Raw genomic sequence first — 17,898 nt, forward strand, 5'->3', positions numbered from 1 at the left:
CCTAAAAATTAAATTTATTAATTCGCAAGCAATTCAAAATCTGATCTTAGTTTAATATCTGCTGACGAAGCTCCAATCATTACTTCAAAATCTCCCGGTTCTGTTCCCCATTCTAGTTTATTATTGTAGAATGATAGTTTTTCTTTGTCAATTGTAAATTCGATTGTTTTAGATTCTCCGGCATTTAATTTTACTTTTTGGAAATCTTTCAATTCTAAAACTGGTCTTACTACAGATCCGAATTTATCTTTCAAATACAACTGAACTACTTCTTCTCCAGCCACTTTTCCGCTGTTTTTCAATTGGAAAGAAACTTTAATCGTTTCATTGCTTTTTATTTTTGTTGAAGATAATTTCAATCCCGAATAATCAAAAGTGGTATAACTCAACCCGTATCCGAATGGAAATTTAGGAGAGTTTTTCAAATCAATATAAGCCGAAACATAGTTGGTTGAATTTTCATCTTTTGCCGGTCTTCCTGTGCTAAAGTGATTGTAGTAAATTGGCACCTGCCCTACTTCTCTTGGGAAAGTCATTGGTAATTTCCCTGACGGATTGTAATCTCCAAAAAGAACATTCGCAATTGCATTTCCTGCTTCTGTTCCTAACCACCAAGTGTACACAATTGCAGGAACATTGTCTGCTGTCCAATTAAAAACTAGTGGTCTTCCGGCATTAATTAAAACCACAACTGGTTTTCCTGTTGCCTGAATTGCTTTTATCAACTCTTCCTGAACACCTGGTAAGTGAAGATCGCTTCGGCTTTTTGCTTCACCGCTCATATCGTGTCTTTCACCAACACTTAAAATTACAACATCTGCTTGTTTCGCAGTTTCAACCGCTTCTGCAAAACCATCTTTATTGTCACCCGTTACGTCACATCCTTTTGCGTACAATAACTTGGTGTTTTTACCCACTTTATTCTGCAAACCGTCCCATTGAGAAACCACCCATTTATCATAATTAACTTCTGGTAATTCTACAGCCCAAAATCCCATATTAGCTTTATATTCTTTTACCATTGGCCCGATAAAAGCAATTGTTTTGGTATTTTTTGAAAGTGGTAACGTTTGTTTTTCATTCTTTAACAAAACAATACTTTTCTCTGCCATTTCAAGAGCTGCTTTTCTGTGCTCCGGATTTACCAAAGCTTTCTCTTCTCTCTTTGGATCTGAATATTTGTACGGATCATCAAATAATCCCAATTCGAATTTCTTGCGAAGAATACGTCTTACGGCATCATCAACCAAATCAATAGAAACTCTGCCTTCTTTTACTAATTCTGCTAAATTCTTACGGTATGCATTACTTTCCATATCCATATCGCTTCCTGCTGTAATGGCAGAATAAGCTGCTTCTTTAAGATCTTTCGAGTAACCGTGAGCCACCATTTCTCCAATTGATCCCCAGTCAGAAACTACGAATCCCTGAAAGTTCCATTTTCCTTTTAAGATATCTCTTTGTAAATGTGCATTTCCGGTTGCCGGAATTCCGTTGATATCATTGAATGAATTCATAAATGTTGCCGCACCCGCATCTAAAGCCGCTTTGAATGGAGGTAAATAGGTTTCTAAAAGCATTCTTTCGCTCATATCTACAGAATTGTAATCTCTTCCGCCAACTCCTGCACCATAAGCTGCAAAGTGTTTTACGCATGCCATAACGGAGTTTAAATCACCTAATTTTGCTCCCTGAAAACCTTTTACTCTTGCGTAAGCGATTTTAGACCCCAGATAAGTATCTTCTCCTGCTCCTTCCATTACGCGTCCCCAGCGAGGATCACGACCAATATCAACCATTGGTGCAAATGTCCAGTGAATCCCGCTTGCCGAAGCTTCTGTTGCTGCCACTCTTGCTCCTAATTCAATTGCTGCTAAATCCCAGCTTGCCGCTTCTGCTAACGGAATCGGAAAAGTGGTTTTGTAACCATGAATAACATCCTGACCAAACAACAACGGAATTTTTAATCTTGACTGCATTGCCAATTCCTGATATCCTCTGGTATATTTTGTTCCAATAACATTTAGCATCGAACCAATTAAACCTTGTTTAATCTCGTTTTGTTTGTTCGGATTAATTGTAATTGGTCCTGTGGCCTGATTGTCACCAGTGTATTGATTTAACTGACCTATTTTTTCTTCAATTGTCATTTTCTTCAACAGATCATTTACTTTCTGATCTATTGACTGCTGTTGTGCCGACGCAAAAAGCGAAAACATGAACAACGTGATTGTGGTTACTTTTTTCATAAGTTTACATTTTTACCAAACGTAAGTCGCAACTGCACCTGCGTTTAGTGAGGTTGAAGTTTGTTTTTGGTTGTATTTAATATTAAATGTCTCAGCCGAAGCTCCATCATTTTCAACAATTAAAACTATTTGTCCTGATGGAGTTTTGAAAGCAACATTCTGCAATTTTCCTGCAATATTACTTCCAATTCTCACTGAACCTTCCGGAACAAATTTAGAAGCATGTCCGATAATATAATATCCTACTTCTCTTTTAATGTTTTGATTCTGATCAATCATCAAAGCTCCTTTACAGGTTGAACATCCTCCTGGTGTAAAAGGTTTATAAAACTCATCATTTGCCAATCCCCATGAAAGTGCATTTTTACTCCAGTTACGCATAGAACCAATTACTACATTTTTCACACTCCATTTCAAATCGTTTTCAAAATTACTTTCTGAACCTGTATATTGTTCGGTAAAATACAAATCTTTATCCGGAAAAGCATTATGAACAGTAGTCAAAGCACTAATATCTCCTTCATACAAGTGAAAAGCTGAACCTGTCACAAATGGATTTGCTTTTGGATCTTTCAGGATTGTTAAAGGATATTCCGGTTTATTACAATTGTGGTCGTAAACGATGATTTTGGTTTTGATTCCTGCTTTCGCGAAAGCGGGGCCTAAATGATTTCCAATAAAATCGGCCTGCTGTTCAGCCAGCATTAACAAACTCGGATTATTTCCTGGGTGTAATGGTTCATTTTGTGGTGTAATTGCGTCAATTGTAATTCCATGCGATTTCATTGCCTGAATATATTTCACAAAATACTGCGCATATACTCCATAGTATTTTGGCTGTAAGCTTCCTCCTTTTGAGCTTCCGTTGTCTTTCATCCAAACTGGAGGCGACCACGGAGACCCCATTATTTTAATTTTCGGATTTATGGCTAAAATTTCTTTTAAAACAGGAATGACATCGTTTAAATCCGGACCCAAATTAAAATGCTCCAGATTTAAATCGGTTTGGCCTTCCGGCATATCATCATACGAAAAAACTTTTTCATTCAAATCAGATGCTCCAATACTCAATCTTAAATAACTTAAACCAATCGCATCATCTTTTCTGGAAAACAATTCCTGAAGCAATGCTTCTCTTTTTGATTTGTCCAGTTTGATAATCGCCTGAGCACTTCCTCCTGTTAAAGAAAACCCGAAACCTTCAATGGTTTGGAATTTCTCTGCTGAATTTATCTCAATTGTCTGATTTGAATTTGTTTCTGAACCGAAAACTAAATCAGGCTGTTTTTTAAGTTTTGATGTTTCGTCTGTAGTCGTAATCCAGGATGCTACTTTTCCTGAATTAACCGTTCCGTTTTTTGAAGATCCACAGTTTAACTGCATTGCAATTAAAGGCAGTAAAACCAGAATTTGAAGTTTTTTGTTGATGTTTTTCATTTAATCTATTTCTATTAAAACAGGCAAATGATCCGATGGATATTTTAAATCTTTTGAATCACTTAACACTGCGTGTTTCTGAATTGTAAGTCCGCTATTTTTTGATACAAAAATGTAATCCAATAATAATGTTACGGGCTCGTTATGTTTGAAATCATTGAAAGTTCCTGACGGTCCAAACGGTTTTTCTTTAGAAACGTCTTTGGTGTCATTCATTACGTTTTTGATCTCTTTAATTTGTTTTGTGTCCGGTTCTGAGTTAAAATCTCCCATTAAAAAAACAGGATATTTTTTTATATTTAATGCTTCAATTTTAGACAAAACAAGCTGTACACCTTTTACTCTGGCTACTTCTCCCATATGATCCAAATGAAGATTAAAAACCCAAAACGTCTTTTTTGTTTTTAAATCTTTAAAAAGTCCGTAAGTACAAACTCGGTTGCAAGCGGCATCCCAGCCTCTGGAAACTACATCTGGCGTTTCAGAAAGCCAGAAAGTATTGGATTGTTCTACTTTAAAACGATCTTTTTTGTAATAAATACAACTTGCTTCACCCAATCCTCCTTCTTCTCTTCCTACTCCAAATCGGTTATAATTTGGCTGAGCCGATGCAATATCTGTCACCTGATTTGGCGTTGCTTCCTGAACTCCAAAAATGTCCGGACTGTAAAAACGGATCTGTGCATTAAAATAATCCTTTCGTTTTGGCCATGCATTTTCTCCATCAGATTCAACATCCAGACGAATATTATAGGTCATAATTTTCAGGTTTTGACCATAAAATGAATTTCCTGCTAAAAGGAATAATAATGCTAAAAGAAGTTTGTTTATCTTTTTCATGTTTAAAAATTTTAATCCCGTAAAGCTAGTCTTTACGATGCTTTAGAGAAAAAAATCCATTTAAAAGTTATGTTAATTGTACACTCTTACATAATCAATTTCGTAAGTCGCATTTTTGAAATTTGGATCTACTGCTCCACCAAAATTTCCTCCCATTGCAAAATTTAGAATCACAAAAAACTTAGCATTAAATGGTGTTGTAGTCGAATTTTTATAGGTATAAAATAAATTGTCATCTACATAAAACTTAATGCTTTCTGCACTCCATTCTGCGGCATAAATATGATAAGCTGTAGCCGAAGTCGGATTTGTAGTTGTCGCTGTATCCGGTGTATTTCCTGAACGGCCCGGAGAATGTAATGATGAATGAATTACATTAGGATTATTTCCAACTGATTCTAAAATATCAATTTCGCCACAAGCCGGCCAGCCTACAGTATCAAGGTTGTCTCCCAAAAGCCAGAATGCAGGCCAGGTTCCTCCGCCAACAGGCAGTTTTGCACGTATTTCTGCTCTTCCGTATTTGAATGAAAATTTCCCTCTGGTCAAAATTCTTGCAGAGGTAAACTGGCTTCCCATATAATCCTCTCTAATTGCCTTAATTTTTAAGATTCCATTCTCTACGATTACATTTTCCGGACGTTTGGTATAATATTGTAATTCATTATTTCCCCAGCCGTCCCCGGTTCCTGTATTGTAATCCCATTTATCAGGATTTGGTGCGCCATTAACATCGAACTCATCTGAAAAAATTAGTTTTCTTGCTACGAAAATGTTTACTGTAGTAGAAGCATTTGTATATTTTAAACCATCAAAAGCTGTAACTTCGATGGTATATACTTTTGTTCCAGGTTCTGTAAATTCGTAGGTAAAATCGTTTGTTGTAAACTCTTTTGTTTCATTATTAATCTTTACCTTATACGATTTTGCATTTGCAGCTGTAATATTCAATTTTATTTTTCCGCTGCCATCTCCATTTGGCAATTCAGCCGTTTTTCCTATTATATCAACCTGAACCGTAATTTTATCAGGTGTTACTACTTCAGGAGTATCAGTGGAATCATTACTACTGCTACAAGACTGAAATACGAATAACAGAATTAAAGTAAACAGTCCAGCTCTATTTGCGAGATTGATTATTTTCATCTTTATTTATTTTTAGTGGTTTAGTTAATAAATTGACTATCAAGATAAATATTATTTTCTCTACTTTTTTGTTTTACCCAAAACAAAGTCAAAATAGTTCAGATTGAAACTATTTTTTCTCAAATTTTTATTTCCAGGTATAAGTTCCAACAGATCCTCCTTCAAGAGAAGTTGCGACCCATTTTCCGTTAAATTTGATATTGAAAGTTTCTGTTGCACTTCCATCATTTTCAACAATTAAAACTTTTGTTCCTGAAGGAGTTATAAAAGCTACATTTTGCAGGTTTCCTCCAGAATTACTTTCGATTCTAACAGAACCCATTGGAACAAATTTTGAAGCATGGGCAATAATATAATAAGCCACATTACGCTGATAAGTATCCCCGGAAGTTATGGTTATCGCACCTTTACACATTGTACAACCACCATCCGTATGAGGACCAAAACTTGCATTATTAGCAACGTTCCATTCTAATGCATTTTTGCTATAATTTCTCATTGAACCGATAATTACATTTCGAAGATGCCATTTTAAATCACCTGCAAACTGCCCTTCTGAAGAAGTCCATTGTTCTGTGAAATACACATTTTTTGTTGGATAAGAATTATAAACATTAAGCAAAGCACTAATATCTCCCGCATACAAGTGGAATGCAGATCCGTCAACATAAGGAAAAGCATCAGCATCGGCCAAAATGGTTTTTGGATAATTTGGATTATCACAGTTATGATCGTAAGCAATAATTTTCACATTTAAGCTTGCTGCTTTGAATGCTGGTCCTAAATTATTTTTAATAAAATTTCCCTGATCAACTGCAGACATATACATACTTGGATTGTTGCCGTCGTGAAGTGGTTCGTTCTGAGGTGTTACCGCATCAATAGTGATTCCTTCTGCTTTCATCTGCTGAATATATTTCACAAAATATTTTGCATAAACATCATAATATTCTGTTTTCAGTTTTCCTCCTTTAAAACTGTTTACATCTTTCATCCAAATTGGAGCCGACCAAGGCGTGGCTAAGATTAAGATTTTAGGATTAATTGCCAGAATTTCTTTTAGCATCACAATTAGATTTTTGTCTTTTTCTAAACTAAATTTAGCCAGATTTAAATCTGTTTCTCCTGTTGCAAGATCATTGTAAGTAAAAGGTGCAGCGTTTAAATCTGAAGCTCCGATACTTATTCTGATATAACTTACTCCGATTGCATTTTCGCCTGAACCAAATAATTCCTGCAAAAGGGCAGTTCTTCTTGTTGGATTTAATTGATTGATTACATCGACACTTCCTCCGGTTAATGTGTAACCAAAACCATCAACGGTTTGATATTTCTGAGAATCTTTAACCTCTATAGTACTGTATGCATTTACTGTTGTTCCGAATCCTAATATTCCGGATTGTTTTGCCAGTAAAACACTTTGGTCCCCTTTTGTAAGCCAAAAATCAACATCGTTTGTCGTCGCCGGCGGATTTACCACAGGTGGGTTCACTACTGGCGGATTCTCAACTGCATCGTTGGAAGAAGAACATTTTACCTGAGCCAGTACGGCTGTCATAAAGAAAAATGCTTTTATGGTATTTTTAATATTCAATTTCATTTTTGTGGTTTTTAGGTTAGAGTCGCACATTTAGTACACTATAGTTTGTATCGCATGTGCTGGAATTGTAATAGTATTTTTTACATTTTGATTTTCTAAAGAATAAACAATCTCTTTTTCAGATTGGTTCATCACTATGATAATCAATTGTCCGTCAGAATTTTTAAAAGAAGTACTTAATAACGATTTATCACTTACTGTTTCTAAAACTCTTTTAGCATTTGGCCTGATAAATTTGGAGAAATGTCCAATATAATAATACATCGGAGTATAGATTAATTCATCTTTTGTAGTATCGGCATGAATGGGTGCAAAACAGAAATTACCAACATGATTAGGACCTCCATTTTGATCTAAAAGAATATTCCAGTCTGTCCAGGCCACAGTTCCATTATTGAAATCATTAAGCATATTGAGTCCGTAACGTTCTGCATTTCCCCAAAATTGATACTTTGATGCATCAAATTTTTCAATACAGCCTTCTGTAAATATTAGATTTTTGTTTGGAAAAGATTCGTGTACTTTTGCTACAGATTCAAATTGTGGAGGCCCGCCGTTCCAGGTTTCATACCAGTGAAATCCAATTCCCCATGTATATTTTGAAACTTCCGGATCTGAGAAAACCAGATTAGCACGTTTCTCTAACATGTCTCCTCTGTTATGATCCCAGATAATAATCTTTTTAGAACCTAGTCCTTCTTTTTCTAAAGTTGGTCCTAAATAATTTTTAAGAAAATCTCTCTCCGCTTCCGGCGTATAAATACACGATTCCCATCTTTGTTTTGCCATTGGCTCATTCTGAATCGTTAATCCCCAAACCGGAATTCCTTCTTTCTCATAAGCCTTAATAAATTTAGCATAATATAAAGCCCATGAAGAGGCAAACTCAGGCAACAAAACGCCGCCGTGTAAAATATCGTTATTATCTTTCATAAAAGCTGGGGGACTCCATGGACTGACAAATAAGGTTAGTTTTCCGCCGGCTGTTTCAATTGCTTTTTTGATTAATGGAATTCTATATTTTCTATCGTGATCTATGTTGAAAGTCTTCAACTCTTTATCACCTTCTGAAACATAGGTATAACTGTCACTGCTGAAATCACAGCTGTGAATATTCGTTCTTGCTAAAGTGTAACCAATTCCTTTGTTTTTATCGTAATAGGCAGCTAGAAATTCTTTTTGTCTTTTAGGAGATAATTTGGCAAAAACTTCTGCGCTTGCATCTGTAATTGCGCCTCCAATTCCGATAAAAGTCTGGTCTGTTTTTCCAGTATCTATTTTTATAGATACTGTTGATTTTTTTTGTTGTGTAGTGTTGTTGTTTGAAATTAAATCATTGGATAATGACAATTTCAAATTAGAGTTTTCTGCAGTCGTAAAAACCTTTATTTTACTGTTTTTTTGAGCTGTCAGTTTTGATGTAAAACAGCTTAATTGTATTAGGATAAAGGCTGATAGAAAGATTTGTTTTGTTTTCATGCTGTTTAAAAAGTCTTTAAATTAAAAGTAAGAGAAGACTAATCCGGATGATTCAAATTAGTCCTCCTCTATACTTAACTACAAAATATTAATAAACAAGTGTTTGTATTGCTCTTGCCGGAATTTTAACTACCGTTTTTTCAGCTCCGATAATCAAATTATAAGTAAGCTCATTTGCAGACTGGTTCATGACAATGGTTGCCATTGTTCCGTCAGTATTTAAAAATGATGTGCTTAATAACGCGCTTCGACTTGTTGCTGTACTTACTCTGACTGCATTTAAACGAATGAACTTAGAAAAATGTCCAATGTAAAAATAAGACGGTGTGTAAATTAACTCGCCTGTAGTTGTGTCGGCGTGAATTGGTGCAAAACAAAAGTTTCCAACATGATTTGGTCCTCCGTTTTGATCCAGTAAAATATTCCAGTCTGTCCAGGCAACAGTACCATTGTTGAAATCATTTATCATGTTGATTCCATAACGCTCTGCATTGCCCCAAAATTGATATTTTGATGCATCAAATTTTTCGATACATCCTTCTGTAAACATTAGTTTTTTGTCTGGATAAGCTTCATTTACTTTACCAACGTTGTCAAACATTGGTGCTCCGCCAGACCAGGTTTCGTACCAGTGAAAACCCATTCCCCAAACATATTTTGCTGCTTCAGGATCTGAGTAAATTACATTTGCACGGTAGTTCATTAAGTCACGGTTATGATCCCAAACAATGATTTTTTTATTTCCAAGATTTTCTTTTTTCAAAGTAGGTCCAAGATAGTTTTTGATAAAATCTCTTTCGGCTTCGGCGGTGTAAATACAAGATTCCCAAGTCTGTACTGCCATTGGTTCATTCTGAGTAGAAGTTCCCCAAATTGGAATTCCTTCTTTTTCGTATGCTTTGATAAACTTCACATAAAAATTTGCCCAGGTCTGATAGTATTCGGGAAGTAAAGTCCCTCCTTTTAGAACATTTTTATTGCTTTTCATAAAAGCATTTGGAGACCACGGCGCTACATATGTAGTTAATTTTCCGCCCGCTTTTTGAATTGCTTGTTTTATTAAAGGAATTCTATATTGTCTGTCATGTTCAATAGAAAATGTTTTTAATTCTTTATCCCCTTCTTCGATGTAAGAATAGCTTCCACTGCTAAAATCAGAACTTTGAATTGTTGTTCTTAGCAGAGAATAGCCAATTCCTTTTTGCTGATCGTAATAAGCGTTTAAGAATTCTGCTTGTTTTTCTTTTGAGAGTTTGGCAAATATTTCGGCACTTGCATCAGTAATAGCGCCACCAATTCCCATAAAAGTCTGAAACTTTTTAGCTGGTTCTACAAATACAGATGTTTCAGTTTCCAGAGGTTGTTTTGCTGCAAAAAAAGTCAAATTATCTGTTGATGTCAATCTTAACTTTGAGTTCTCTGCTGTAGTATAAACGGTTACTTTTTTACCATTGGTTGTAAATTCTTTTTTTGTTTTTGGCTGTTGCGCAAAAGCCGCACCAGCAAACAAAAGGCATAAAATTTTTAGACTATTTTTTTTCATTTGCTCCCAATTATTTTTGTTTTAATTGAAGTTCTGGAGAAATCTAAACCTGATTCTAATCCTTTTAAAGAATTTAAAAATAGCCCATACTCATAATGATTACGGGCTATTTTACAACCAAACTTAAACTTAAACTTAAACTTAACTCTTTATTTTCCTCTAAATTCAACCTTTGTAACAGTAATTGGTTCATTACCCGTAGCGTTGCTTCCGGATCTGATTAAAAGATAGATTGTTCCGCTTTGAGCGAATTTAACAACATTAGAAACGGTGTTAGTTACAGCGTTTTTCTTGCATCCAACTCCGGATAATCTTCCTGAAAACTTAGATAATCCACAACCATCCCAAGTACCTATACCCATCACTAAGTTATCTTTGTACTCAACACCTGGTTTTGGCACTGATGTACCTGCATAGACTTCAAAAAAAGTTTCTTTTAAACCACTAGGACAAGAAACTGTCATATCCACTGTATATTCTCTGTCTTTTACAACTTCGATAGCCTGATAAAGTCCTTCCTGAGCCCATCCTCCAGGTGAATAAATTGTAGCACCATTGGCACCGAAAGACCAAAAAGCAGCACCTGATGGACTTAATTTTGCATTTGTCCATTTAGCCTGATCTGCTGCTGTAGCAAAAGTTCCTCCCTGTACTAAGTTTCCTTTAGCCGGGTCTGTTTTTTCTACAATAATTTGTTTAGAAGCAGTTCCGGTTGCAACACCTGCTCCAATAGCAGTATGCGTAATAGTGTAAGTACCAGCATCCGGCAAAGAAATTACCTGATTCATTTTTCCAACTGAAGCTCCGTCTCCAGTATCCCATTTTGATAAAATAACTCCTTTTGTCTGAGCGGTTAGAAGATAGGTATTCATTGCTCCTTCAACCGGCGTTATAGTAAACGAAGCATCAACATCGGTAGCTGTAAGCGGATTTGTATCAACACTGTCATCACAGCTATTTAGCGTGCCTAATGCTAAAACTAGCATTAGGTATACACTCTTTCTGAAATTTATATTTAGATTCATTTTGTTTTTGGTTTATTGGTTAGAGAATACTATTGATAATTAGGATTTTGTTTCAATTTAGTACCGTTTAACTCTTTGAAAGGAATTGGAAAAATCTCATCTGTACCTGCATCAAAACCTCTGTCTGATAATGCTGCAGCGGCATCTCCCCATCTTACTAAGTCAAAAAATCTGTGTCCTTCTCCAGCCAATTCCATTCTACGCTCATTTTTAATAGCAGCTAATGTAACAGGAACAGATGGCAATCCAACTCTTGCTCTAACAGCATCTAGTAAAGCTTGTGCTCTTGCTCCGGAACCTAAAGCTTCTGCTTCCATTAAGTAAGTATCCGCAAGTCTGATTACATAAGAATTTTGCTTGTAGTTCAACTCAGCAGCTCCTCCTCCGGTTCTTACATCAGATTGTCTTGGAAGATATTTGTTAAGGAAATAACCTGTATCATGATAAGCTGGGATATAATCTGCTTTACCAGCTGCTTTTAAAGCTTTCAAATCAAAAATAGTGGCTTCAAATCTTGGATCTGTTTTCATTGCATCATACAATTTCTGAGTTGCCACGTTAAATGCCCAACCTGCAGGAAGATCTGGTGCGTCAGATTTTTCAGGTCTTGAATAACCTCTTGGTCCAACCATAACGTTTAAAGAGTTTCCTTCGTCTTTACCTTGTCCCCAGAATCCCCAGTCAGAATTACCGGCACTACTATGAGATACTTCTAATATAGATTCTGCATTAAACTTGTTTGATGTTACCCATAAATCACTAAACTTAGTAAGCAATTTATTTCCGTATTGATTTGTTGCTCCCGGTGTACCATTTACTTCGGCTAATACAGCTGCAGCTTCAGTCTTTTTGTTTTCAAACAAATAAACTTTTCCAAGAATTGCCTGAGCTGTTCCTTTGTTAAATCTTCCAGATTCTGTTTTTGCATCAAGAGTATTAGGCAAAGCCGGAATAGCTTCTAATAAGTCTTTTTCTATTTGCGCATAAATTACTTCTGGTGTAACTTGCTCCGGATCATAGATAGTCTGAGTATTTAAAGGAACCAAAACCAATGGAATATTCTTGAATAATCTTACCAGATTAAAATAATAAAATGCTCTTAATGCTTTTGCTTCTGCAGTAAATCTTGCTCTTACGTTATCAGACATAGTTGCCGTCGGAAGTTTAGAGATTAACATATTAGCTCTTGAAACACCCTGATAATGATCATCCCAGTAACTACTTGGAATACTAATTGATGTAAGAGAGTGCGTAGAAAAGTTCTGGATTCCGTTTCCATCTGTTGCGCTACCACCTCCGGCATAAAAATCATCCGAACCTGCATTTAGCATAGCTACCAGATTTTCGAAACCACCAGTATTTTTTCTTAATGGATCATAAACTCCAATTAAGGCTGCATAACATTGCTGTTCGTTAGAAAAGTAGGTACTTGAATCGAATTGTCCTTTTGGATCAATGCTCACAAAATCTTCAGAACAAGCTCCTGCTAAGGCTGCCAGTGCTACGGCAAAGTATATATATTTAAATTTTATAGTTTTCATAATTCTTTTAATTTTTAAAATTGAACGTTAGCTCCTAACAGAATAGATCTTGCTTGTGGATAAACACCTTTATCTACACCGAAAACCTGACCTCCAATTTCTGGATCATAACCAGTATATTTTGTGAAAGTGATTAAATTTTCTCCAGTTACGTAAAAACGAATTCTGTCTGCACCAACTTTAGATGATAAACCAGTTGGCATTGTATATCCAAGAGTAACAACTTTCAAACGTAAATAGTTTCCGTTTTCAAGGTAGAAATCAGACATATTACTGAAGTTTTTGTTTGGATCATTGTTAGTCAATCTAGGATAATCGTTTGAAGTTCCTTCTCCAACCCAACGTCCTAAAGCTTCTGTTTGATAGTTAGCTGTTAACATATCAAGTCTTCTTAATCCCTGGAAGATTTTGCTTCCTGCGGCTCCTTGAGTAAACGCCATGAAATCAAAGTTTTTGTAGTCTAAGTTTACAGTAAATCCGAAAGTATATTTAGGGATGTTAGTTCCTAAGTATTGCTTATCATCATCTGTAATTACTCCATCTCCATTATTATCTACCCAACGGAAATCACCTGGTCTTGCATTTGGTTGAATTAAACCACCTGAAGCATTTTTGTAAGCTGCAACTTCTGCTTCATTTTGAAAAATTCCAGCAGTTTTAAAACCGTAAAACTCATTAAATGAATGTCCAACCTGAGTTCTTGTTACTTGCCCCATAGATTGGAAACTAGCATCCCCAGCAATAAAGTTTGTAGAAGATCCTACGTAAGTAACTTCATTTTTCAAATAGGCAAAATTGGCATTAACCCCTAAATTAAAATCACCAAGTCTTTTCTTGTATCCTGCTTCAACCTCAAAACCACTGTTGTTCATATCAGCAATATTAGCGGCTGGCGCATCAACAACTCCAACGTAACCAGGAATAACAACGTCTCTTAAGATTCCGGTAGTTCTCTTTTTATAATAGTCTAAAGTAAGAGTGAAGTCATTAAAAAGTTTAGCATCAAGACCAACAGTAGTCTGTGATGTTTCTTCCCATCCTAAATCTGCATTTGGCAAAGTAGAGTTTCCATAACCTGTAGTAATTGTTCCTTCATTTCCAACAGCGTAATTGTATCCTCCAACAACTAAACCTCTATATTTAAAATCCCAAATATTATCATTTCCTACAACTCCATAACCTCCACGAAGTTTTAAAGTATTAACGATATTGTTCTCTTTCCAGAATCCTTCTTTCGAAATTACCCATCCTAAAGAGAATGAAGGGAAAACTCCAAATTTCTTGTTCTCTCCAAATCTTGTTGAACCGTCACGACGAACAATTCCTGTAAATAGATATTTTTCTTTGTAATCGTAGTTTAGACGGAAAAATAAAGATGATAACTTATGCTCAATTTTATCACTTGCTCTACTCACCATATCATCTTGTGGAAGGTTAAAATTCCACGAAGCATCTTTATAGCTTGTAATTGGCAGACCATAGAATGTAGTACCAATTGTTTTTCCAATGTTTTCTACATAAGCACCTTGTCCTACTAAAGCATTAATAGAGTGATCCCCAAATTTGTTAGAATAATTAAGCGTGTTTTCTATATTCCATGCAAATGCTTTTTCATTATTCTGGCTATAATTGTTTCTATCCGCTTTCATATTAGGATTTAGGTAGAATGTTGGAGTAAACATTTCATTACCCCAGTAAGCCAATTTACCTCCAAGTGTAGATCTTACTTTTAAATGACTTGTAATATTTGCTTCTAAATAAGCATTCCCAACAAAATCATCAGACCAGTTATAACCACCTAATCTAGTTTGTGTATAAGCTAGTGGATTTGTCATCTCCTGTTGTACTACCGGAGAAATACCGTAAGGATTTCCGTGAGAATCCAAAACAATATTTGGACTGTTATAAAAACCTGAACCAATTACTGAAGGATCTGCGATTAGAGGAGTTATAGGATCTAAGTTAATTGCAGAACTTAGTACACCACCAAATTCACTGTTAATATTTCCAATATCCTTTGTTTTTTGATGAGTATATCCAAACGTTTGTCCAAAAGTAAAGTAGTCAGAAATTTTGTGCGTTGAATTTAAACGGAAGTTTTTCTTTGTGTAGTTTGAAATATCCGTTGCAACGATACCTTCCTGATCCTGAACTCCAAAAGAAGCATAAAAAGTAGATTTTTCTCCACCACCACTAAAACTTAGCTCATGTGTATATCTAAAAGCTGAATTGTTAAAAACCGCATCTTGCCAGTCTGTACCTTTACCATAAGAAGCCGGATTTGCATACTTTATAGTGCCTCCGTCTGCAACAGACTTTTCATTCATAATTGTTGCATATTGACTTGCATCCAAAAGGTTTAATTTTTTTGCCGGAGCTGCAACTCCTGCAAAACCACTATAATTCACAGAAATTTTTCCTGACTTTCCTTTTTTAGTAGTCACTAAAATAACTCCAGTTGCTGCACGAGTACCATAAATTGCAGCGGAAGCAGCATCTTTAAGAACCTCGATAGATTCAATATCAGATTGGTTGATAAAACCAACAGCACCTGCATCAATAGCAATTCCGTCAACAACCCATAACGGATCGTTTCCACCTTCTCTAAAAGTAGTTATACCTCTAATACGAACCTTAGAAGCTGCACCAGGCTGTCCGGAAGTAGCTGCAATAGTAACACCGGCAACTCTACCTTGTAAAGCTTGTTCTACACGTCCGTTTGGTACTTTTTCAAGATCTTGTGCTTTTACACTAGAAATTGCTCCAGTAACAACAGATTTCTTTTGAGTGCCATATCCAACCACTACAACCTCATTTAAAGATTGTGATTCTGGTTTTAATTGAATTGAGATTTTTGTTCTGCCATTTACAACTTCGTTAACTGTAGTATAACCAATAAACGTAATTGTTAAAGTTCCGTTTGAAGGTACCTGCATTTGAAACTTCCCATCAAAATCGGAAGCCGTCGATTTAGTTGTACCTTTTAATAAAACGGTTGCACCTGGAACAGGCATTCCACTTTCATCGCTTATCATTCCATTTACTGTGACATCCTGAGCCACAGCTATAACCGAGAATAACAAAGACGAAATACAAAAAACAAGTAATTTTGTTAATTTCATTTTTCTAAAAATTTTGGTTAATTAATTAGTAATTCGATGCAATACTAAAACTATTTTTTTGTTTTTCGCATTTAAAAATCCATACAAAAACACATCAAATTGAAAATTTTAATATTATAAAAACACATCAAAAAAACAGTAATCAATTAATTTAGAACATTTTAAAAAAACAAAAAGTAGTACTAAAGAAAAGTTAATTTTAAAAATAAACACTACATAAATATAAGGCATCAAAATACTTGCAAAAATTATTAAACTACAACGTGATAGTATCGCAAAAACAGATATAAATGCTTATTTTACAAATATTTAAAACATAAAATCAAGCCAAATCTGCAAAATAACCAAAACAGAGAATATGATATTTTTACGTTATTTTTTTTACATTATCATTAAAAAATTTAACAGAAGAAAAATCTTATATTCATGTATTTAGGTAGATTTTACTCACAAAAACAACTTATTCAAGCTCTTTTTTTGAATTCATTTTAGTTATAAAAATGGATTTATACTTAAATTTTGAAAGATAGAAGGTCGTATCTCCAATTTCAGGACAAGTAATTCTTCAAAGAGATAAATTTAAGCTCAAATCATTCTCTAATCTGAATATTGTCTAACAAGCCTATTAAGTGAAAGAATTTAGCTCTAAATGAACTATTAAGAGTATTTACACAACAAAAACTTGACATTTTAAAATGATGTGATTAATTGATGACTATTTTCAATTATCTTAATATAATAATCTCTAAGGAAATCAAAAAACACATTCAAATGATGTAAAAGGGCAATTATAAGGAGAAAAAAATGCAATAGGTATTTTGTCTACTCATTAAACTTTAAAAGACAAATAAGACTAAAAAACAAACTTAAAGAAGAGTCAATATTACTACAGAATTCTATTAAACATAAAATACTGTCTGATAAATATTATGTTAAAAAAAATAGCCCATAATCGAAATTATGGGCTATCCAGGCAATAAACTTAACTTAAACTAACCATAGTAGTTTAAACTTTCCATTATTTTACTCTGTACTTCTGAGCAAAATAGATAAATGTTAATATAATTCGAAAAAGGAATTTTTTAATCTTCCTTTTTCGAAAATAACTAACACAAAATATTATTCAGGTTTGTAGACAAATGTCCAACCTGTACCAGGATCTTTTAAACTTCTTGGAACATACAATACTAACTTATCTGCTGTAAGCGTAATAATATTGTACTCATTTGCTGTATTACCAGCTTCATAACCTAAAAGCTTTGAATTTTGAATAATTAGCTTTTTATTAACTGGATCTAAAATAAAACCTCCCTTTTCTGCTGCTGCAGAAGCTGTCTGGTAATGATTATAGTTTGCAGCTTTATCTAAGTCAAAATGCATTTTTCCACTTACATCAAGAGGAGGACAACAGTCTCCGGCATTCCACCATGCGGTCATTGCCGAATCAGGATTATCAGGAGGTGACATAAACCAATAAGCTGCACCTGTACCCGCTGCTCCATCAAATACCCACGTTTTACCCGCTGAAGTATTTTCGCTTACCAGATTATACCAAGCCTGATCCAGACGCGTATCTAACTGATCAATCTGAACATCAATTGTTTTAGTAAAAAATTCCGCACCTAAAGTTCCAACAAAAGTAAACGTAGATTTACCAGGTATGGGATATACAACTGTCACTTCGTTTGTAAGAGCCTTTCCTAGGTTATAATCCCAATAACCGGTAACACCCGGAGTGTCCATAGTCAAAGTAATTTTATTACCTCCCGGTGTGCTGTGAGTCACTTTCAAATTAACTCCTGCGACATCTGTTGAATTTGTCAAATGCTGCTCATCTACAATTGGGTCGCATGCTGAAAAGACCAGCATAAACGCAGCAATTAATAAATATTTTATATTATAAATTTTCATCTTTC

General features: G+C 34.9%; 11 protein-coding genes. All 11 read right to left on the reverse strand.

The window, feature by feature from the left end; translation table 11 throughout:
* Positions 1 to 17: 17 nt before the first annotated feature.
* The 11 genes from ACFS3A_RS22555 to ACFS3A_RS22605 all read right to left on the reverse strand — a co-directional run bounded on the left by ACFS3A_RS22555 (position 18) and on the right by ACFS3A_RS22605 (position 17,893).
* Complete coding sequence (locus ACFS3A_RS22555) at positions 18 to 2,249, reverse strand: glycoside hydrolase family 3 N-terminal domain-containing protein (RefSeq protein WP_379827835.1); 2,232 nt, start codon at positions 2,247 to 2,249, stop codon at positions 18 to 20.
* A 12-nt stretch (positions 2,250 to 2,261) separates the two neighbouring features.
* Positions 2,262 to 3,686, reverse strand: coding sequence for a glycoside hydrolase family 30 protein (locus ACFS3A_RS22560; RefSeq protein WP_379827836.1), 1,425 nt, complete (start codon positions 3,684 to 3,686; stop codon positions 2,262 to 2,264).
* Positions 3,687 to 4,526, reverse strand: a complete 840-nt coding sequence (locus ACFS3A_RS22565; protein WP_379827837.1) for an endonuclease/exonuclease/phosphatase family protein — start codon at positions 4,524 to 4,526, stop codon at positions 3,687 to 3,689.
* A 72-nt stretch (positions 4,527 to 4,598) separates the two neighbouring features.
* A complete protein-coding gene (locus ACFS3A_RS22570; RefSeq protein WP_379827838.1) occupies positions 4,599 to 5,672 on the reverse strand; it encodes a glycoside hydrolase family 16 protein in 1,074 nt (357 codons plus the stop codon).
* Positions 5,673 to 5,799: 127 nt separating this feature from the next.
* Positions 5,800 to 7,272 (reverse strand): glycoside hydrolase family 30 protein, encoded by a 1,473-nt coding sequence (locus ACFS3A_RS22575; protein WP_379827839.1) that lies wholly within the window; start codon positions 7,270 to 7,272, stop codon positions 5,800 to 5,802.
* Positions 7,273 to 7,302: 30 nt separating this feature from the next.
* Positions 7,303 to 8,751 (reverse strand): glycoside hydrolase family 30 protein, encoded by a 1,449-nt coding sequence (locus tag ACFS3A_RS22580; RefSeq protein ID WP_379827840.1) that lies wholly within the window; start codon positions 8,749 to 8,751, stop codon positions 7,303 to 7,305.
* 88 nt (positions 8,752 to 8,839) lie between these two features.
* Positions 8,840 to 10,294, reverse strand: coding sequence for a glycoside hydrolase family 30 protein (locus tag ACFS3A_RS22585; RefSeq protein ID WP_379827841.1), 1,455 nt, complete (start codon positions 10,292 to 10,294; stop codon positions 8,840 to 8,842).
* Positions 10,295 to 10,443: 149 nt separating this feature from the next.
* Positions 10,444 to 11,319 carry a hypothetical protein gene (locus tag ACFS3A_RS22590; protein WP_379827842.1) on the reverse strand — a complete coding sequence of 292 codons (876 nt, stop codon included), beginning with the start codon at positions 11,317 to 11,319 and terminating at the stop codon, positions 10,444 to 10,446.
* A gap of 29 nt (positions 11,320 to 11,348) precedes the next feature.
* A complete protein-coding gene (locus ACFS3A_RS22595) occupies positions 11,349 to 12,860 on the reverse strand; it encodes a RagB/SusD family nutrient uptake outer membrane protein (RefSeq protein ID WP_379827843.1) in 1,512 nt (503 codons plus the stop codon).
* Positions 12,861 to 12,874: 14 nt separating this feature from the next.
* Positions 12,875 to 15,982, reverse strand: a complete 3,108-nt coding sequence (locus ACFS3A_RS22600; protein WP_379827844.1) for a SusC/RagA family TonB-linked outer membrane protein — start codon at positions 15,980 to 15,982, stop codon at positions 12,875 to 12,877.
* Positions 15,983 to 17,101: 1,119 nt separating this feature from the next.
* Entirely contained in the window at positions 17,102 to 17,893 is a 792-nt protein-coding gene (locus tag ACFS3A_RS22605; protein WP_379827845.1) for a hypothetical protein, read from the reverse strand.
* Positions 17,894 to 17,898: the final 5 nt, after the last annotated feature.

It is taken from the genome of Flavobacterium notoginsengisoli (assembly GCF_042686225.1).
Classification (GTDB): Bacteria; Bacteroidota; Bacteroidia; order Flavobacteriales; family Flavobacteriaceae; genus Flavobacterium; species Flavobacterium notoginsengisoli.